This is a genomic window from Herbaspirillum frisingense GSF30 (genome assembly GCF_000300975.2).
In the GTDB taxonomy this organism is placed as follows: domain Bacteria; phylum Pseudomonadota; class Gammaproteobacteria; order Burkholderiales; family Burkholderiaceae_D; genus Herbaspirillum; species Herbaspirillum frisingense.
Window position 1 is genome coordinate 29903 of record NZ_AEEC02000026.1, and the last position, 18139, is coordinate 48041.

At 64.8% G+C, this 18139-nt stretch carries 15 protein-coding genes; 8 read left to right on the forward strand and 7 right to left on the reverse strand.

Annotated features, from left to right (window positions below):
• Window positions 1-83: 83 nt before the first annotated feature.
• The 3 genes from HFRIS_RS17060 to HFRIS_RS17070 form a co-directional block, all read right to left on the reverse strand.
• A complete protein-coding gene (locus HFRIS_RS17060; protein ID WP_006464672.1) occupies window positions 84-914 on the reverse strand; it encodes a mechanosensitive ion channel family protein in 831 nt (276 codons plus the stop codon).
• A gap of 155 nt (window positions 915-1069) precedes the next feature.
• A complete protein-coding gene (purD, locus tag HFRIS_RS17065; RefSeq protein WP_006464673.1) occupies window positions 1070-2338 on the reverse strand; it encodes a phosphoribosylamine--glycine ligase in 1269 nt (422 codons plus the stop codon).
• A 51-nt stretch (window positions 2339-2389) separates the two neighbouring features.
• On the reverse strand, window positions 2390-3115 hold the full coding sequence (locus HFRIS_RS17070) for a YebC/PmpR family DNA-binding transcriptional regulator (protein ID WP_006464674.1): 726 nt from the start codon (window positions 3113-3115) through the stop codon (window positions 2390-2392).
• A gap of 231 nt (window positions 3116-3346) precedes the next feature.
• On the opposite strand from HFRIS_RS17070, the gene HFRIS_RS17075 reads away from it, so the two are divergent.
• From HFRIS_RS17075 to HFRIS_RS17095, 6 genes are all read left to right on the forward strand, one after another.
• On the forward strand, window positions 3347-5032 hold the full coding sequence (locus tag HFRIS_RS17075; RefSeq protein WP_006464675.1) for a helicase HerA-like C-terminal domain-containing protein: 1686 nt from the start codon (window positions 3347-3349) through the stop codon (window positions 5030-5032).
• 58 nt (window positions 5033-5090) lie between these two features.
• Window positions 5091-6005 (forward strand): DMT family transporter, encoded by a 915-nt coding sequence (locus tag HFRIS_RS17080; protein ID WP_006464676.1) that lies wholly within the window; start codon window positions 5091-5093, stop codon window positions 6003-6005.
• A 70-nt stretch (window positions 6006-6075) separates the two neighbouring features.
• Window positions 6076-7050, forward strand: a complete 975-nt coding sequence (locus HFRIS_RS17085; protein WP_006464677.1) for a quinone oxidoreductase family protein — start codon at window positions 6076-6078, stop codon at window positions 7048-7050.
• A gap of 44 nt (window positions 7051-7094) precedes the next feature.
• Window positions 7095-7265: a hypothetical protein gene (locus HFRIS_RS25600; RefSeq protein ID WP_006464678.1), complete on the forward strand. Its 171-nt coding sequence runs from the start codon at window positions 7095-7097 to the stop codon at window positions 7263-7265.
• Between the two features lie 167 nt (window positions 7266-7432).
• Complete coding sequence (locus HFRIS_RS17090) at window positions 7433-8665, forward strand: ABC transporter substrate-binding protein (protein WP_006464679.1); 1233 nt, start codon at window positions 7433-7435, stop codon at window positions 8663-8665.
• Between the two features lie 90 nt (window positions 8666-8755).
• Window positions 8756-9694 carry a DMT family transporter gene (locus HFRIS_RS17095; RefSeq protein ID WP_006464680.1) on the forward strand — a complete coding sequence of 313 codons (939 nt, stop codon included), beginning with the start codon at window positions 8756-8758 and terminating at the stop codon, window positions 9692-9694.
• On the opposite strand, the gene HFRIS_RS17100 is transcribed toward HFRIS_RS17095, so the two are convergent.
• Window positions 9691-10344, reverse strand: a complete 654-nt coding sequence (locus HFRIS_RS17100) for a DUF4136 domain-containing protein (RefSeq protein ID WP_006464681.1) — start codon at window positions 10342-10344, stop codon at window positions 9691-9693. The two genes, HFRIS_RS17095 and HFRIS_RS17100, sit on opposite strands and share 4 nt — an antisense overlap.
• 420 nt (window positions 10345-10764) lie before the next feature.
• Between HFRIS_RS17100 and pepN the strand changes: the two genes are divergently transcribed.
• Both pepN and HFRIS_RS17110 read left to right on the forward strand, forming a co-directional pair.
• A complete protein-coding gene (gene pepN, locus HFRIS_RS17105) occupies window positions 10765-13461 on the forward strand; it encodes an aminopeptidase N (protein ID WP_006464682.1) in 2697 nt (898 codons plus the stop codon).
• A 77-nt stretch (window positions 13462-13538) separates the two neighbouring features.
• Window positions 13539-14540 carry a class 1 fructose-bisphosphatase gene (locus HFRIS_RS17110; RefSeq protein WP_006464683.1) on the forward strand — a complete coding sequence of 334 codons (1002 nt, stop codon included), beginning with the start codon at window positions 13539-13541 and terminating at the stop codon, window positions 14538-14540.
• A gap of 26 nt (window positions 14541-14566) precedes the next feature.
• Here the strand turns inward: HFRIS_RS17110 and HFRIS_RS17115 are convergent, their stop codons facing one another.
• From HFRIS_RS17115 to HFRIS_RS17125, 3 genes are all read right to left on the reverse strand, one after another.
• The gene (locus HFRIS_RS17115; protein WP_051110933.1) at window positions 14567-16147 is read right to left on the reverse strand and encodes a sensor domain-containing diguanylate cyclase; all 1581 of its coding nucleotides are present in this window, start codon (window positions 16145-16147) and stop codon (window positions 14567-14569) included.
• Between the two features lie 111 nt (window positions 16148-16258).
• Window positions 16259-17170, reverse strand: coding sequence for an EamA family transporter RarD (gene rarD / locus HFRIS_RS17120; RefSeq protein WP_006464685.1), 912 nt, complete (start codon window positions 17168-17170; stop codon window positions 16259-16261).
• Window positions 17171-17385: 215 nt separating this feature from the next.
• Complete coding sequence (locus HFRIS_RS17125; protein WP_006464686.1) at window positions 17386-17712, reverse strand: hypothetical protein; 327 nt, start codon at window positions 17710-17712, stop codon at window positions 17386-17388.
• Window positions 17713-18139 lie beyond the last annotated feature (427 nt).

The following is an 18139-nucleotide window of genomic DNA, read 5'->3' on the forward strand; positions in this document are numbered from 1 at the left end:
CGATTGTACCTTGCCCGCCCCTTCGTGGGGCGGCAAAAGCCGGTCCGGCGGGCGCCACGGACCGGCGGTGTGGGGCGTTAGCCTCAGGTTTGCGGTGGTTGCGCCAGCGGCACGGCCACCTGGTAGGTAGCGGGTGCCGGCCAGCCTTCCTTCAGGCAGACCTCGGCGATGGCATTCTGCACATCGGTATAGACCTGGCCGAAATTGGGTGTCGGGGCATGTACGCGCAGGGCGATCAGGGTGCCGGTGGCGTTGAATTCCTGGATCACGATGCCCGGTGCCGGCGTCTGCAGCACATTGGGAATGGCCTTGATGCGCTCGGTCAGCTTGGCGATGGCCACCTGGGGATCGACGCTGTAGGCAATCTGGCAACGCAGGTCGGTGCGGCGCGTGGCATTGACGTTGTAGTTGATGATGTTTTCCGAGAACAGCTTGTTGTTGCCGATGATCACGCGCAGGTTGTTGTCGGTGGTGATGATGGTGGTCACCAGGCCGATGTCGGAAACCGTTCCGGTCTGCCCGGCGGCGGTGATGTAGTCGCCCACCTTGAAGGGACGCAGCACCACCAGGAAGATGCCGGCCGCGAAGTTCGACAGCAGGCCCGACCAGGCCACGCCCAGCGCCACGCCGACCGCGCCGATCATGGCGGCAAAGGAGGTGGTGGGAATGCCGCAGACTTCCAGGATGCCCATCACCAGCAGGATGCGCAGGATCACGTGCATGGCCGAGCTGGCGTAGTTGATCAGGGTGGTCTCGAACTGGCGCACGGTCAGCACCCGGCGCACCACCTTGGACAGGGTGTTGATGAACATGCCGCCGATGATCCAGATGGCGATGGCGGCGATGACCTTCAGGCCGAATGGCACCAGGTAGAGGTTGATGAGGGTGTCGAAGTTGAGCAGGTGTTCAGGCATCGGGGCTTCCTTTTCTTCGGTGGTGGCGTGTCGTGCTTAGTCTGCCGGCATGGGCTTTTGTTGCAGTCGGCGGGTGGCGTGCATGAAGCATAAAGCGACTGTCCCCCGCAACACACCGGGCGTTGCGGGGGACAGTGGGTCGTACGGTGTTCGGCTTAGCGCTTCAGGGCGCGCCAGCCGATGTCGCGGCGCATCTGCGAGCCGGCGAAGTGGATCAGGTCGGCGGCGTCGTAGGCGTGCTTCTGCGCGACTTTCACGCTGTCACCCAGGCCCACCACGCACAGCACGCGGCCGCCCGAGGTGGTCAGCTTGTCGCCGGTCAGGGTGGTGCCGGCGTGGAAGGTCACGCAATCGACGGTTTCGGCCGGGATGTCGGTGATCAGGTCGCCACGGCGCGGTTCTTCCGGATAACCGTGGGCGGCCATCACCACGCCCAGCGCGGTGCGGCGATCCCATTCCAGCTCGACCTTGTCCAGCGTGCCGGTCACAGCGTGTTCGAACACCGTCAGCAGATCGGTCTTCAGGCGCGCCATGATGGGCTGGGTTTCAGGGTCGCCCATGCGGCAGTTGAATTCCAGCGTCTTGGGGTTGCCTTCGGCGTCGATCATCAGGCCGGCATACAGGAAGCCGGAGAAGGGGATGCCATCCTTGGCCATGCCCTGCACGGTCGGTACGATGATCTCGCGCATCACGCGGGCATGCAGCGCCGGAGTCACAATGGGGGCAGGGGAGTAGGCGCCCATGCCGCCGGTATTGGGACCCTGGTCGTTGTCCTGCAGGCGCTTGTGGTCCTGGCTGGTGGCCAGCGGCAGGATGTTCTTGCCGTCCACCATGACGATGAAGGAAGCCTCTTCGCCGGCCAGGAATTCCTCGATCACCACGCGTGCACCGGCATCGCCCAGCTTGTTGTCGGAGAGCATCATGTCCACCGCCGAATGCGCCTCTTCCAGCGTCATGGCGACCACCACGCCCTTGCCGGCGGCCAGGCCGTCGGCCTTGATGACGATGGGGGCGCCCTTCTTGGCGATGTAGTCATGCGCGGCCGCCACGTCCGAGAAGGTCTGGTACTCGGCAGTGGGAATGGCGTGGCGCTGCATGAAGGCCTTGGCGAAGTCCTTGGAGCTTTCCAGTTGCGCCGCTTCCTTGGTGGGGCCGAAGATCTTCAGGCCACGGGCGCGGAAGACGTTGACGATGCCGGCTGCCAGCGGGCCTTCCGGGCCGACCACGGTCAGCGCCACGTGTTCCTGCTCGACGAAGTCGGCCAGGGCCACCGGATCGGTGATGGCGATGTTCTGCAGGCGCTCGTCGAGTGCGGTGCCACCGTTGCCGGGAGCGACGTAGACCGTCTGGATGCGCGGCGACTTGGCGATGGCCCAGGCCAGCGCATGTTCACGGCCACCGGAGCCAACAACTAGGATTTTCATGGGATAGGGAGGTAAAAGTGGCGAATGGGCAAAATGGGCAAAAGCGGAGAATTATTCTTCGATCACGGCGTTGGTATAGAGCTCCTGGGTGTCGTCCAGGTTCTCCAGCGCATCCAGCAGTTTCTGCATCCTGACGCCGTCTTCGCCTGCGAACACGGTTTCGGTGGCAGGCTTCATGGTGATCTCGGCGACTTCGGCCTTGAAGCCGGCAGCTTCCATGGCGGCCTTGACGGCGGCGAAGTCGTTGGGCGCGGTCAGCACTTCGATGCCGCCTTCCTCGTCGGTGACCACATCTTCGGCGCCGGCTTCCAGGGCCGCTTCCATGATGGCGTTCTCGTCAGTGCCGGGGGCGTACATCAGCTGGCCGCAGTGCTTGAAGAGGAAGGCCACCGAGCCTTCGGTCCCCATGTTGCCGCCGAACTTGGAGAAGGCGTGGCGTACTTCGGCCACGGTGCGCACGCGGTTGTCGGTCATGCAATCGACGATGATGGCCGCGCCGTTGATGCCGTAGCCCTCATAGCGCACTTCCTCGTAGTTCACGCCGTCCAGGGCGCCGGTGCCGCGCTGGATGGCACGGGTCACGTTGTCCTTGGGCATGTTGGCGTCGGAGGCGCGGTCCACCGCCAGGCGCAGGCGCGGGTTGGCGTCCGGGTCGCCGCCACCCATGCGGGCGGCCACGGTGATTTCCTTGATCAGGCGGGTCCAGATACGACCACGCCTTTCGTCCTGACGGCCTTTACGGTGCTGAATATTGGCCCATTTGCTGTGTCCAGCCATGTTGAATCTTCCTGCAAGATGGTGAGGGCAGAACCGTCCCTGTGCGGCAATCCGTGATGATCGGCAGGCGCTGCGGCAGGGCCGGCAGGCGCGGACGACGGATCGGCGCGGACGGGGACAAGGTTCGGACAGGACCGATAATGCTTTCCTGCCGCCATGTTCTGACTATAATCGGGCGGGCATTTTACCATACCGCCACCCTGTGATTTTTGCCTTCGAAGCCGAGTTGACATGATTAATCCCCTTCCCATTGCCACCCATTCCGACGGGCAACTGTGCCTGTTGCCGCAACTGGCCAATCGCCATGGCTGCATCACCGGTGCCACCGGCACCGGCAAGACGGTGACCCTGCAGGTGCTGGCCCAGGCGCTGTCCGATATCGGCGTGCCGGTGTTCATGGCCGACGTCAAGGGTGACCTGTCCGGCCTGGGCAAGGCCGGCAGTGCTTCGCCCAAGACCACCGCACGCCTGGCCCAGCTGGGCCTGCCCGAACCGGCCTGGGCCGCGGCCCCGGTCGCCTTCTGGGATGTCTATGGCGAAAAGGGCCATCCGGTGCGCGCCACCATTTCCGACATGGGGCCGCTGATGCTGGCTCGCATGCTCAACCTGAACGACACCCAGCAGGGCGTGCTGCAACTGGTGTTCAAGATCGCCGACGACCATGGCCTGCTGCTGCTCGACACCAAGGACCTGCGCGCCATGCTGCAGCATGTGGGCGAGAACGCGGCGCAGTTCAAGACCGAATACGGCAACATCTCGGCCGCCAGCGTGGGCGCCATCCAGCGCGGCCTGATCGCCATCGACGAGCAGGGCGGCGACCAGTTCTTCGGCGAACCGATGCTCAACATCGAGGACTGGATGCAGACCGACGCCCAGGGGCGCGGCATCATCAACATCCTGGCTGCGGACCGGCTCATGAATGCGCCGCGCCTGTATTCCACCTTCCTGCTGTGGATGCTCTCGGAACTGTTCGAACACCTGCCCGAAGTGGGCGACCTGGACAAGCCCAAGATGGCCTTCTTCTTCGACGAAGCCCACCTGCTCTTCGACGAAGCCCCCAAGCCACTCCTGCAGAAGATCGAACAGGTGGTGCGCCTGATCCGCTCCAAGGGTGTGGGCGTCTATTTCGTCACCCAGAACCCGCTGGACATTCCCGACACCGTGCTGGGCCAGCTCGGCAACCGCGTACAGCACGCCCTGCGCGCCTATACCCCGCGCGACCAGAAGGCTGTCACGGCGGCGGCCGAGACCTTCCGTCCCAATCCCATGCTCAATACCGCCAAGGCCATCACCGAGCTGGGTGTGGGCGAGGCGCTGGTGTCCTTCCTCGATGAAAAGGGCCGGCCCAACGTGGTCGAGCGCGGCTATGTGCTGACCCCGGCTTCGCAGATCGGCCCGGTCACCGATGACGAGCGCCGGGCGCTGATCGCGTCGTCGCTGGTGGCCGGCGTCTATGAACAGGTGATCGACCGCGAATCGGCCTATGAGCGCCTCAAGGGCCGCGCCGTGCAGCAACCGCAAGCTGCTCCGCAAGCGCCGCCACAAGCGGCCCCTGCCCCGTCCTCGGCACCGCCGGTGGACGACAACGCCTGGGGGGCGTCAGCCGGCCGCAGCGCGCCGTCGCCGACGCCGTCGTCGCGTCCCGCCGGGGGAACCCGCATGTCGCCCCGCCAGTCGCAGACACAGCCGCAGCCGCAGCCACAGCAGCAACCGGCCCCGCAACAGAACGACGGCGGCGGCCTGGGCGATCTGTTGAAGGATGCCGCCGGCGGCATCTTCGGTAATGGCGGTGGCGGCAATCGCCGCAGCGATTCGCCCCTGCAGGCCATGGTCAAGTCGGCCGCCCGCAGCATCGGTTCGCAGGTCGGTCGCGAACTCATTCGCGGCGTACTGGGTTCGCTGATGAAGAAGCGCTGATGCGCCCGCGCCCGACCGTCGCCGGCGGAGGGCGGGCGCAGGCATTACAATCGCGGCCATGACAGCCGCCACCTCCCACTCCACGCCGCGCCAGGTTTTCCTGGGCGGCCTCCTGCTCGCCATCGTCGGCGCCATCTTCTTTTCCGCCAAGGCCATCGTGGCCAAGCTGATGTACCGCTACCAGGTCGATGCGGTCATGGTGATCACGCTGCGCATGCTCTTTTCCTTCCCCATGTTCGCCGTCGTGGCGATCTGGAAGGCGCGTACCCAGCCGCCGCTGGCGCGGGCCGACTACCTGCGCATCGTGGTGCTGGGGCTGATGGGCTATTACCTGTCGAGCTTCCTCGACTTCCTCGGCCTGCAATACATCTCCGCCGGGCTGGAACGGCTGATCCTGTTCCTCACGCCGTCCTTCGTGATGCTGATCGCCTTTTTCTTCTTCAAGCGCAAGGTCGGCTGGATCGAATGGGCCGCCTTGCTGGTGTCCTACTTCGGTACCGTGCTGGTGCTGCAGCACGACCTGCATACCGGTGGCAGCGACGTCCTCCTCGGCAGTGCCCTGGTACTGGGCTCGGCCTTCAGCTATTCGATCTACCTGATTTCCTCCGGCGAACTGGTGCGCCGGGTTGGCGCGATGCGGCTGGTGGCCTATGCCATGTGCGTCTCCAGCGTGGCCTGCGTGATCCAGTTCTTCGTGCTGCGTGCACCGGCCGAGCTGTTTACGCAGGTAGCCCCGGTGTACCAGCTTTCACTTTTCAACGCGGTGTTCTGCACCGTATTGCCGGTGTTCCTCACCATGGTGGCGGTGGCCCGCATTGGCGCGCCCACGGCGGCGCAGGCCGGCCTGGTCGGGCCGGTATCCACGCTCTTCATGGGCGCGGCGCTGCTGGACGAACCCATCACCGGCATCCAGCTGGTCGGCACCGCGCTGGTGCTGGCCGGCATGTGGCTGCTGTCGCGCAAGAAGCGCTAAGGCGTTCTATACTGCCCCACCGGAACTGAATTTCCAGACAGTCCGCTCACCGCAAATCAAGGAGACCCAGATGGCAAAAGCAATCCGCATGAGCAAGACCGGCGGCCCCGAGGTGATGGAATACGTGGACGTCGAAGTCGGCCAGCCCGGGCCGGGCGAGGTCCGCATCCGTCACGCCGCCGTCGGCCTGAACTTCATCGATTGCTATTTCCGCTCCGGTCTCTATCCGCAACCGCTGCCTGCCGGTCTGGGCCAGGAGGGCGCCGGCACCATCGAAGAACTGGGCGCCGGCGTGACCGGCTTCCAGGTTGGTGACCGGGTGGCCTATGCCGGGCGCCCCAACGGCGCCTATGCCGAAGAGCGCGTGATGCCGGCCGATATCCTGGTCAAGCTGCCCGACGCGATCAGCTTCGACACGGCTGCGGCCATGATGCTGCAGGGCATGACCGTGCAATACCTGCTGCGCCAGACCTATGCGCTGCAACCGGGCGACACCATCCTGTTCCATGCCGCCGCCGGTGGCATCGGCCTGATCGCCTGCCAGTGGGCCCGTGCGCTGGGCGTGAACCTGATCGGTACCGTCAGCAGCGAGGAGAAGGCGGCCCTGGCCAGGCAGCACGGCGCGGCCCACGTGATCAACTACAAGACCGAGAACTTCGTCGAACGCGTCAAGGACATCACCGGCGGGCGTGGCGTACAGGTGGTGTATGACTCCATCGGCAAGGACACCTTCATCGGCTCCCTGGATTGCCTGCGTCCACGCGGCATGATGGTCAGTTTCGGCAATGCCTCCGGTCCGGTGGCGCCGTTCGGGGTGTCCGAACTGGCCTCGCGCGGCTCGCTGTTCCTGACCCGGCCTTCGCTAGGCAACTACACCTCCACCCGCGCCGAACTGGACGCCACCGCCGGCGACCTGTTCGACATGGTCCAGAGCAACAAGATCAGCATCGAGATCAACCAGCGCTACGCCCTGAAGGACGTGGCCCAGGCCCATGCCGACCTGGAGGGGCGCAAGACCACCGGCTCCACCATCCTGATCCCCTGATCCCCTGATCCCCTGATCCACCATCTCACCGACCAGGAGCCGCCATGGACCAGCCCCGCCACGATCCCGGCAGCCGCAATCCCATGGATCATCCGCCCGAGCAGGATAGCGGCGCCGACGGCTCGCCCAAGTTCGGGCGGCTGTTGGCGGTGCTGATCTGCGCGGTACTGCTGATCGTCGTCATCACCTTCGCGAGCGAAGCCTACTTTTCATAGCGAACTCGAAATTCTTCGGTGTGAATCTCGCAAGATATCCATAAATCACATCAACAATGCGCCGATAGCGCATTTCTTCCCGTCTTGATCGTCAAATGCAGCCTCTGCGCCTGCGCGAATATTCGCGTCGGCGCCGTCAGGGGCGAACATTTTGACGGGAGTGGGAGATGGGATGGAAATGGCACCGGGGCCGCTATAGCGGCGCACCCGGTTATCCGTGGCGGATCTGGGGCCTGGTCCTGTTGCTGTGCGCAGGTGCGGTGGCAGCTGCGCCGGGCAATATGGGCAGCAGCGGCAGCGCAATCACCCGGACCAGCGCACACGGCGTTCCCGGGGTCAGCGAGACCGAGATCATCCTCGGCCAGTCGGCGCCGTTTTCCGGTCCGGCCGGCGAGCTTGGACGGGATTTCCAGGAGGGGGCGCAAAGCTACTTTGCCCGGGTCAATGCGCGTGGCGGCGTCTACGGCCGTCGCGTCAGGCTGCTGAGCCTGGACGATCGCTACGAACCCGAGCGGGCACTGGCCAATACCCAGCAACTGATCTGGCGCGACAAGGTGTTCGCCCTGTTCGGCTACTCCGGCACGCCCACGGTACTGGCGGCATTGCCGGTCATCCGCGAGGCCGGCATTCCCCTGTTTGCACCGCTGTCGGGCTCGTCTGCGCTGCGCCAGCCCTTCAATCGCCTGCTCTTCCACATCCGTGCCAGCTACGTCCAGGAGACCGAATTCCTGCTGCGCCAGCTGAAGAGCACCGGTCGCCGCCGTGTGGCGGTGTTCTACCAGAACGACGAACTCGGCAAGGGCCTGCTGGATATCCTGCGCCAGCGTGTGCCGCTCTACGGCCTCACGCTGGTGGGTAGCGCCGGTATCGAACGCAACAGTGATGCTGTGGCTGCGGCGGCTGCCGAGCTGGCCCGGGCGCGGCCCGACGTGGTGATCCAGGTGGTGTCCTACCAGCCAGCGGCGGCCATGATCAACCGCATGCGCGCTGGTGGTTACCTGGGCGGGTTCTCGCACTATTCCTTCGTTGGTAGCACCTCCCTGTCGGCGCGCCTGAAAAACGCCGGCGTCGGCGCCGAGGTCACCCAGGTCGTGCCCTTTCCCAATAAGGCCCGCCTGCGCATCGTCTACGAATACCAGCAGGCCATGGCCCATACCCCCGGGATCGACTGCAACTTTACCGGCCTGGAAGGCTACATCGCCGCCCGCGCCCTGGTGGAAGGCCTGCGCCGCGCCGGCCGCGATCTCACCCGTGAAGGCCTGATCCGGGCCCTGGAGAGCATCACCCCGGCCAACTACGAGGGTGGTGGCTTCAGCCTGCATTTCACGCCGACCGACCACAGCGGTTCGGATTTCGTCGACCTGACCGCCATCGGCGCCGGCGGACGCTTCATCAACTAGCCGCCCCGTCCCACAGGGCCGGGGCGGGTTTGCGCTACACTGCAGCCTTCGGCCGATCCGGCCTTCTCTCATCCGCCTCAAGGATTTGCCGTGACTGCTAGCCGCTATGCCACGCTTGCCGCTGCTCCGTATTCGGGCGTGGCGCTGATCGCCGCCTGCTCGGCAGGCTTCCTGTGGGGGACCGGCGCGCTGGTGGTCAATATCCTGATCGCCCGCTACGGCTTTGCCCCGGGCGATATCTCCTTCTGGCGCTTCGCCGTCGGCGCGATCTTCCTGTGCCTGATCTTCGGCACCCGCATCCACCTGCCCACCTTGCGTACGCTGCTCGTGCCGGTGGTGCTGGCCGGCGCCACCATGGCCGGTTACGTGCTGTGCTGGTTCCTCGGCATCGAACGTATCGGCGCGGCGATTCCGACCTTGATCGCGCTCTGCCTGCCGCCAGTCTTTTCCACCCTGATCGCGCTGGCACGCGGGCAGGAGCGGCTGGACCTGTCACTGGCGGTGATCCTGACCGCCGCCCTGGGCGGCACCGTGTTGATCGTCGCCCGTCATGGCGGGATGGGGGAGGCCGGTCAGGCTGACCTCATCATCGGCCTGCTGTGCTCGGTGGCCTCGGCGCTGCTCTATACCGGTTTCACACTGGTCAGCGGGCGCCTCTCATCAGCCCTGGGCGCAGGGCAGGCGGCCACCTGCCTGACCGTGGTGGCCGCGCTGGTGATGGGCCTGACGACCCTCGCGCGCCCCCTGCAATGGCCGTCCGGCATTCCGCCCCAGGCCTGGTTCCTCTATCTGGGCGTGGTCACGGCGGCGCTGGCTTTGCTGGTCTTCAGCTGGGGCGCGGCGCGCCTCACTCCCACTGCCTTGACGGTGGCCACCCTGATCGAACCGCTGACCGCGGTCGTGCTCTCCGCGCTGCTGCTGGGTGAGCGGCTGGGCGCCAGCCAGTGGGCCGGCGGCGTGCTGCTGTTGTTGAGCATCTGGGGACTGGGGCGGAGGCTGTCGCGTCCCACCCCATCAGAGCAAACCTAGTCGACCGGCTGCCCGTCCTTGTCCACCTTGATGCGGATGCGGCGCGTCACGCCACTCGGGCCGGGGAAGTCCTCGAAGGCCGAGCGCACCATGTAGGGCATGGCCGCCGCCAGTCCGGCGCGATTGCCTTCGCTGTCTACCACCACGTCGAACAGTTTCTTGCCGTCGGCCACATTGCTGATGCCGATCTGCAGCCGCCTCAGGAAGACCGGGTAGCTGGTGGTCTGCATGGGGCCGCCATACCAGAACGGATCATAGAATGGACCGTAGGGACCATAGAAGCCGAACGGCCGTGGCCCGAAGCGTCCCCAGCCCGGTGCCGGGCCGTAGAAGAAGGGATCGTAGGCCGGCCGGCTGACCACCACCTGCTCGGTATTGATGCCGTAGCTGAAGCTGACGTTGAGCTGGGCCTGTTTCGGCTGGGCCGCTTCGGTAAAGCCCAGGAACTGCAGTTCCTGCCGGATCAGGCCGGCGTAGTTCTGGTATTCCAGGTCGTTTTCCTGTGCCGGGGTGGGGGCGAAGGCATAAGCCTTGTCGTTGTCGGCCGGGGACCAGGCGTGGAAGGAGGTGACATTGCTCTCGATCACCGAGGCGCAACCGGACAGCAGCAGACCCGCCGCCGCGATGAAGGGGTAAAGCCAGCGTTTCATGAAGATGCTCCAGTGGAAAAGGCCAGGCGCCGGGCGGATGGCTGGGCTCTCTGCGGACGCCAGGTCAATGACCAGGGCCGCCGGGAAGCAGTAGGACAAGGGGCCGGGACTTTCTATCCCGGGCGCACCGTCCGGCCGCTTCCTGCGCAGTGCTGCCCCATCCTGGGGCGCGCGCCACGGTCGCTATTGTAGTGCCGCCGTGCTGCCTTGGCGAACCATGGCGGTCGGCGGTGGTCTTTCACCGGACGCGTCCCCGATTCCCGGCTGGTTTTTCAGCCCGTTTTCAGCCCGATAGCATCCGCGTGATGCGGGATGATTGGTAAAATCGGGTTTTTGCTGCACCTGATTTAGATTGCGACTGTCGTCGCCTTCATCTCACCTCATCTCCATTATCTCCATTTCCACTCTGGACAGGCCTCCATGCGCACCGATACGCCTCAGACGATCTACCGTAAAGACTACGCCGCTCCCAACTATCTGGCCGACACCGTCGAGATGGGCTTCGACCTTGATCCCGCCGACACCCGCGTGGCCACCCGTATCACGATGACCCGCAACCCGGCCGCCAAGGGCCGCGACCTCGTGCTCTTCGGCGAGGAACTGGAACTGGTGGCCCTGCGCCTGAACGGCAAGACGCTCTCGCAAGACAAGGGGGATTTCCGCATTGCCGCCGGCGTGCTGACCATCCCCGCCGCGCCGGCCAGCGTGGAACTGGAAATCGAGACCCTGATCCACCCCGACCGCAACACCTCGCTCATGGGCCTGTATGTGTCCAATGGCAATTTCTTCACCCAGTGCGAAGCCGAGGGCTTCCGCAAGATCACCTATTTCCCCGACCGTCCGGATGTGATGGCCCGGTTCACCGTCATGCTGCGCGCCGACAAGGCCCGCTACCCGGTGCTGCTGTCCAACGGCAACCTGATCGAAGAGGGCGCCCTGCCCGATGGCCGCCACTACGCCAAGTGGGAAGACCCGTTCAAGAAGCCCTCCTATCTCTTCGCCCTGGTGGCCGGCCAGCTGGTCTGCCAGGAAGAAACCGTCCGCCTGCATTCCGGCCGTGACGCGCTGCTGCAGGTGTGGGTGGAAGAGGGCAACCTGGACAAGACCCAGCACGCCATGGATTCGCTCAAGAACAGCATCGACTGGGACGTCGAACGCTTCGGCCTGGACCTGGACCTGGAGCGTTTCATGATCGTCGCGGTGGGCGACTTCAACATGGGCGCCATGGAAAACAAGGGCTTGAACATCTTCAACACCAAGTTCGTGCTGGCCAACCCGCGTATCGCCACCGATGTGGATTTCGCCAACATCGAAGCCGTGGTCGGCCACGAATACTTCCACAACTGGACCGGCAACCGCGTCACCTGCCGCGACTGGTTCCAGCTCTCGCTGAAGGAAGGCCTGACCGTCTTCCGCGACCAGGAATTCTCGGCCGACATGATCGGCAGCGACAGCGGCCGCGCCGTCAAGCGCATCGACGACGTGCGCGTGCTGCGCCAGGCGCAGTTCCCGGAAGACGCCGGCCCCATGGCGCATCCGGTGCGCCCCGACTCCTACGTGGAAATCAACAATTTCTACACCGTCACCGTCTATGAAAAGGGCGCCGAAGTGGTGCGCATGTACCAGACCCTGCTGGGCCGCGAGGGCTTCCGCAAGGGCATGGACCTGTACTTCGAACGGCACGACGGCCAGGCCGTCACCTGCGACGATTTCCGCGCCGCCATGGCCGACGCCAATGGCCGCGACCTTTCCCAGTTCGAGCGCTGGTACAGCCAGGCCGGCACGCCGCTGCTGCAAGCCGCCGCCGACTACGATGCCAAGCGCAAGACCCTGACACTGACCCTGGAGCAAAGCTGCCCGGCCACGCCCGGCCAGAAGAAGAAACAGCCCTTCCACATCCCCGTGGCCGTCGGCCTGCTGGACGCCCAGGGCCGCGACCTGGCACTGACCCTGGAGGGGGAAAAGAAAGCCGGTGCCACCACCCGCGTACTGGAACTGACCAAGGCCAAGCAAAGCTTCCGCTTCATCAACGTCGACCAGAAGCCGGTGCCTTCGCTGCTGCGCGGCTTCTCCGCACCGGTGGTGCTGCAGTTCGACTATAGCGATGCCGAGCTGGCCTTCCTGATGGCCCACGACAGCGACGCCTTCAACCGCTGGGAAGCCGGCCAGCGCCTGGCCACCCGGCGCCTGCTGAACCTCACCGTGGCCGTGCAGGCGGCACGCCAGTCCGGTCATGTGGTGGCGGTCGACACCGTGCTCAACAACCTGCAACATGATGGCGCCCTGGCCGATGCCCTGCGCGCCACCCTGCAGGACGAATCGCTGGACCCGGCCTTCCGCGAACTGGTACTGACCCTGCCGTCGGAGACCATGATCGCCGAGCAGATGGAAGTCATCGACCCGCACGCCATCCACGTGGCGCGCCAGTTCCTGCGCCGCTCGCTGGCGCGCGAACTGCGCGACGAGCTGCTGGCCGTCTACCGCAGCCACCAGACGCCCGGTGCCTACAGCCCGGATGCCGCCTCTGCCGGCCGTCGTGCACTCAAGAACGTGGCCCTGTCCTACCTGGCCGAACTGGATGACGAAGAGGCCATGGCCCTGGCCCGGCAACAGGACGAGGATGCCAACAACATGACCGACCGCCTGGCCGCGCTGTCGGCCATCCTCAACAGCGCTGCATCGGGCAAGAGCGAGGCGCTGCAGCGCTTCTATACCGAGTTCGAACAGGAAGCCCTGGTCATCGACAAGTGGTTCACGCTGCAGGCCACGGCCCGCAATGCCGACGTCAACACCGTGCGCACCCTGACCGAACACCCGGCCTTCACCCTGAAGAACCCCAATCGCGCCCGCAGCCTGATCTTCAGCTTCTGCAACGGCAATCCGTCCGCCTTCCATGCACTGGATGGCAACGGCTACGCCTTCTGGGCCGAGCAGGTCATCGCCCTCAATGGCAGCAATCCCCAGGTCGCAGCGCGCCTGGCGCGCAGCCTGGACCGCTGGCGCAAGTACACCCCGGCGCTGCAGGAAAAGATGCGTCTGGCCCTGCAGCAGGTGGCAGGCACGCCGAAGCTGTCGCGCGACGTGGCCGAAGTGATCACCAAGGCGCTGGCCGATTGATCACCGGAAAAGATGATTCGACGATCTTTTATTTCCCTCATTCATAAATCATAAAACCACCCACAAGGAAGACCATCATGAAACGCATCAGCCTCACGCAACACCTGATCGAGCAGCAGCGCCTGCACAACAAGATTCCGTCCGAACTGCGCCTGTTGATCGAAGTCGTCGGTCGCGCCTGCAAGTCGATCTCGCATGCCGTCGGCAAGGGTGCGCTGGGCGAAGTGCTGGGCAGCGCCGGCAGCGAAAACGTGCAAGGCGAAGTGCAGAAGAAGCTGGATGTGATTTCCAATGAAATCCTGCTGGAAGCCAATGAGTGGGGTGGTCACCTGGCGGCCATGGCCTCCGAGGAAATGGAGACCATCCACCGCATCCCCAACCGCTACCCAAAGGGCGAATACCTGTTGATGTTCGATCCGCTGGACGGCTCCTCCAACATCGACGTCAACGTCTCCATCGGCACCATCTTCTCCGTGCTGAAGGCACCCGACGGCATGACCGAGCCGAGCGAGCAGGACTTCATGCAGCCCGGCACCAAACAGGTCGCTGCCGGCTACGCCGTGTATGGCCCGCAGACCGTGCTGGTACTGACCACCGGCGACGGCGTGCACTGCTTCACGCTGGACCGCGAAATGGGCGCCTGGGTGCTGACCCAGAAGGACATCCGCATTCCTGAAGACACCAAGGAATTCGCCATCAACGCCTCCAACGAGCGTCACTGGTTCCCGCCGGTCAAGCGCTACGTGGATGAAATGCTGGCCGGCACCACCGGTCCGCGCGGCAAGGATTTCAACATGCGCTGGATCGCCTCCATGGTGGCCGACGTGCATCGCATCCTCAATCGTGGCGGCATCTTCATGTACCCGGCCGACGCCCGCGAACCCGGCAAGCCGGGCAAGCTGCGTCTGATGTACGAAGCCAACCCGATGGCCTTCATCGTCGAACAGGCCGGTGGTGCCGCCACCGATGGTCAACAGCGCATCATGGATATCCAGCCGGAAAAGCTGCACCAGCGCGTAGCGGTGTTCCTGGGTTCCAAGAACGAAGTCGACCGCGTCACCTCCTACCACCAGCAGTAAGTACTGATGCTGGCCCCCGGCCAGCCTCAGTCAGCTGATACGGGGGCCGGCGCAGGCATACCCGCCTGCGCCATGCGTACCTGATTGCGGCCACCGCGCTTGGCTTCGTAGAGCGCGGCATCGGCCCGCCCCAGCAGTTCTTCCACCGAGCGCGAAGCGCCCTCCAGCAGATCCAGCGCGCACACGCCGGCGCTGACCGTCACCACGCCTACCGGATTGCCACGATGCCCCAGGTCCAGCGCCTGGATGCCGGCGCGTATCTTCTCGGCCACCACCATGGCACCCTCGGCATCGGTCTCGGGCAGGAGCATCACCATTTCCTCGCCACCATAGCGCGCCGCCAGATCCCCCGGGCGCCGCTGGCGCTCCTTCAGGACCAGGGCGATGCGACGCAGGCATTCATCGCCGGCCTGGTGGCCATACAGGTCGTTGTACTGCTTGAAGAAATCGACATCGATCATCACCAGCGACAGGGCCGCGCCGCTGCGCGTGGCACGCCGGAATTCGGCATCCAGCACCATGTCCAGATGGCGCCGGTTGGCCAGGGTAGTCAGGCCATCCTGGTGCGCCAGCAACTCCAGCTGCTTGTTGGCCTGGCGCAGTTCGCCCATGGCCTGCAGGGCACGGTCCTCGGCGGCCAGGCGTAGCTCGATCTGGCCGATCAGGCGCCAGCCGAACATGGCGATGATCAACAACAGCAGCGACACGGCCGCCCCATAGACAATGGTTTGCTGGCGCCAGTCGGCCAGGGCTTCGTCGCGCGCGATGGTGACTGTCACCACCAGCGGGAATGCCTGCACCGATTGGTAGGACAGGTAGCGATAGGTGTCGTCCAGCGGTGAGAGGATTTCCGCGTGGCCGCTGGCCGGGCCGCCCAGCAACTGACGGATGCTGGCATCTGCCGTGATGTCGCGGCCGATGTAGCCGGCCTCGAAGGGCTGGCGCGTGAGCACCGTGCCCGGACGCAGCACCAGCAGGATGGAACTGCTCTTGCCGATATCCACCGTCTGGTACAGCGCGTTGAAGTGGTCCACCCGCAGGGTCGCCAGCAATACACCGGCAAAGCTGCCGTCGGGGTGGTTCAGCCGGCGCGACATGGGAATGATCCAGTTGCCGGTACTGCGGCTGACCAGGGTCGCACTGATGTGGGGTTCGCTGTCCTCGTGGTCGCGATGGTAGATGAAGTAGGCGCGGTCGGCATTGTTGGCATCAGCCGGCCGTGGTGTGGATGAACTGGCCATGCGATTGCCGGCGGCATCGTAGATGTAGAGCCCGTCCAGCTGCGGCATTTCCTTGGACAGCTGGCGCAGCAGGGGGGACATGCCACGGGTGTGGGCGGGGTCCACGCCGGTTTCGTAGATGCGGTCGCTGATGTTGATCAGGGAGCCATGGGTCGCCTGGAACACGTCATAGGCATGACGCGCCAGCGCCTTGGCGATATTGCCGGAATAGATGCGGGTGTTTTCCACCTGGGCCAGACGGGCGCTCAAGCTTTGCCAGGTATGGCCGGCGGCGATGGCAATGCAGATCAGGATCACGAAAAGTCGCGCCCGGCGCGCCACCGAATGGCGCGCAACCCGTCCCGCCTTTGCCAATATGGGCCGCATGTAAAGTCTCTCCCCTCCCGGCGGCACTTTCCCCGCGCAGGGGAGGCCGTTTTGACCAGTATAAGGAGAAGGCGGGCGGCACCGCGTCGCGATCAGTCCACGAAAACGCCCTCAATTCAACGGCTGGGACGGCAGCGCCGGCCGCCGCATCAGCCGCACGCTGTGCAAGGCCGTCAGCAGCACCGACAGCCAGATCGGGCCATAGGTCCCAAGCTGTGAGAGGTGCAGCGATTCACCCAGCACCGCCATGGCCACCAGCACCAGCAGCACCGGTTCCACATAGCCCAGGATGCCGAACAGGCCCATCGGCAGCAGTTTTCCGGCGCGCAGGTAGCTGGTCAGGGCGATCATGCTGATCACGCCCAGCCCCGGGATCAGCAGCCACATGGACGGGGTCCGCACGGTGGCCGCCAGCGAGGCGCTCATGAGCACGGCGACCAGGGAAGGCAGCGCCAGCACCATCAGCTCCACCGCAAAGATCAGCAGGGAGTCCAGCTTGATGCGCCGGCGCAGGATGAAGTAGGGCGGATAGCCAAATGCCACGGCCAGCGTCGGCCAGGAAAAGGCACGCGTCATCCACAGTTCGTGCGCAACGCCGATGCATGCACACAGCACCGCCAGGCGCTGCAGCAGGTTCATTTTCTCGCCGTAGTAGAAGCGTCCCACCAACACCATCGACAGCGGCAGCAGGAAGTAGCCGAGCGAGACTTCCAGCGCCCGCCCGTTCACCGACGCCCACAGGAACAGCCATTGTTGCAGGGCCAGCAAGGCCGCCATCGCCAGTGTCACCAGGCAGGTACCGGGACGCCCCAGCAACTGCGCCACGGCCGCCCGCAGCCGTGGCAGCTCGCCGCGCCAGGCCAGCAGGCCGACCACGGTCAACAGGGTACCGAGGATGCGCCAGGCAAAGATGTCGGTACCGTCCAGCGGGGCCAGCAGGCGGGTATAACCGGAGAGGAAGGCGAACAGCGCGGACGCCAGCACGGACAAGCCGATGCCACGACCGATTTCTTGAGGATTCATTGCAAGACCAGAGGACGGCCCGCGCCAGGGAAAGGCGCCGGCAAAAGCGCGATTCTACGGCATGCCGTCGCGCTGCGCGGATCGCACAATGAAAAGCCCCGGCCGAGGCCGGGGCAGTGGTGCGAGGGTACGAGTGTGTAGGGGGGCGATGGTGCAAATGGTCACTGGTCAAACCTTGGCTAAGCCAGGACCTTCAGTCCTTGCCCAGCCAGCAATCAGGCGCCCGGCGAGGTGCCCATGGGGCCGTCCTTCAGTTCGCGGGCATAGTTGTTGGGACGACCATTGGGGACCTCATACCCCTTGGGATCCACATACTGGCCGTTCTGGCCGCTTTCCTGCATGCCAGCCGGCGAGCCGGTTGGTTGACCCTGGTAGTTGTAGTACTGCGGCGACGAAGAGGACGAGGACGATGGCGACGCATCGTATTGCTGCTGCTGCGTACCCTGCATGCCGTTGCCACCCTGGTCATAGGATTGGGCGTAGGCGCCAGTGGCGAAAGTGGCGGCGGCCAGCACGGCGGCGGTGAGGAAAGTCTTGGTCATGGCTGTTCTCCTTTATCCTTGATTGATCATTGCTTGCTGCCCATGGGCAAGTGTTGCAGTGTTGCGCCAGGCGATGGCAGGTTGCACGGGCAGGCAGTCCGGAAGAATCGTTTTCCCCGAGGCCGTTGGCGTTTGTGGAAAACTTGGCTTCATCATAGGAAGCTGTGGCCGCGCCAACAGTCGGAAAGCCCAGCATGTTGTTGTCAGACGTTTCTCGCGTGTCCGACAGTCGCGGCGGGTCAGGATGCGCATGTCGGTCAAGGGAAAAAGCCGGCAGGAAAGCACGACTCCTGAAGCTCATCAAGCGCAATCCTTGCAGGGTAGCGGAGCCTGGCCCCCCGGGTGCCGCGCGTGCAATGAACAGAGGAGGCCGGAATGAATGTCAGCGCACAGGCTGACAGGACCGGGACGATTCGTTACAAAACGT

Excerpts from the sequence above, each read along its gene's own strand:
- rarD (WP_006464685.1), bottom strand. The coding sequence starts at position 17,170 with ATGAATCCTCAAGAAATCGGTCGTGGCATCGGCTTGTCCGTGCTGGCG.
- purD (WP_006464673.1), bottom strand. The coding sequence starts at position 2,338 with ATGAAAATCCTAGTTGTTGGCTCCGGTGGCCGTGAACATGCGCTGGCC.
- HFRIS_RS17090 (WP_006464679.1), top strand. The coding sequence starts at position 7,433 with ATGGGATGGAAATGGCACCGGGGCCGCTATAGCGGCGCACCCGGTTAT.
- HFRIS_RS17115 (WP_051110933.1), bottom strand. The coding sequence starts at position 16,147 with ATGCGGCCCATATTGGCAAAGGCGGGACGGGTTGCGCGCCATTCGGTG.
- HFRIS_RS17080 (WP_006464676.1), top strand. The coding sequence starts at position 5,091 with ATGACAGCCGCCACCTCCCACTCCACGCCGCGCCAGGTTTTCCTGGGC.
- HFRIS_RS17110 (WP_006464683.1), top strand. The coding sequence starts at position 13,539 with ATGAAACGCATCAGCCTCACGCAACACCTGATCGAGCAGCAGCGCCTG.
- HFRIS_RS17085 (WP_006464677.1), top strand. The coding sequence starts at position 6,076 with ATGGCAAAAGCAATCCGCATGAGCAAGACCGGCGGCCCCGAGGTGATG.
- HFRIS_RS17060 (WP_006464672.1), bottom strand. The coding sequence starts at position 914 with ATGCCTGAACACCTGCTCAACTTCGACACCCTCATCAACCTCTACCTG.
- HFRIS_RS17100 (WP_006464681.1), bottom strand. The coding sequence starts at position 10,344 with ATGAAACGCTGGCTTTACCCCTTCATCGCGGCGGCGGGTCTGCTGCTG.
- HFRIS_RS17125 (WP_006464686.1), bottom strand. The coding sequence starts at position 17,712 with ATGACCAAGACTTTCCTCACCGCCGCCGTGCTGGCCGCCGCCACTTTC.
- HFRIS_RS17075 (WP_006464675.1), top strand. The coding sequence starts at position 3,347 with ATGATTAATCCCCTTCCCATTGCCACCCATTCCGACGGGCAACTGTGC.
- pepN (WP_006464682.1), top strand. The coding sequence starts at position 10,765 with ATGCGCACCGATACGCCTCAGACGATCTACCGTAAAGACTACGCCGCT.
- HFRIS_RS17070 (WP_006464674.1), bottom strand. The coding sequence starts at position 3,115 with ATGGCTGGACACAGCAAATGGGCCAATATTCAGCACCGTAAAGGCCGT.
- HFRIS_RS25600 (WP_006464678.1), top strand. The coding sequence starts at position 7,095 with ATGGACCAGCCCCGCCACGATCCCGGCAGCCGCAATCCCATGGATCAT.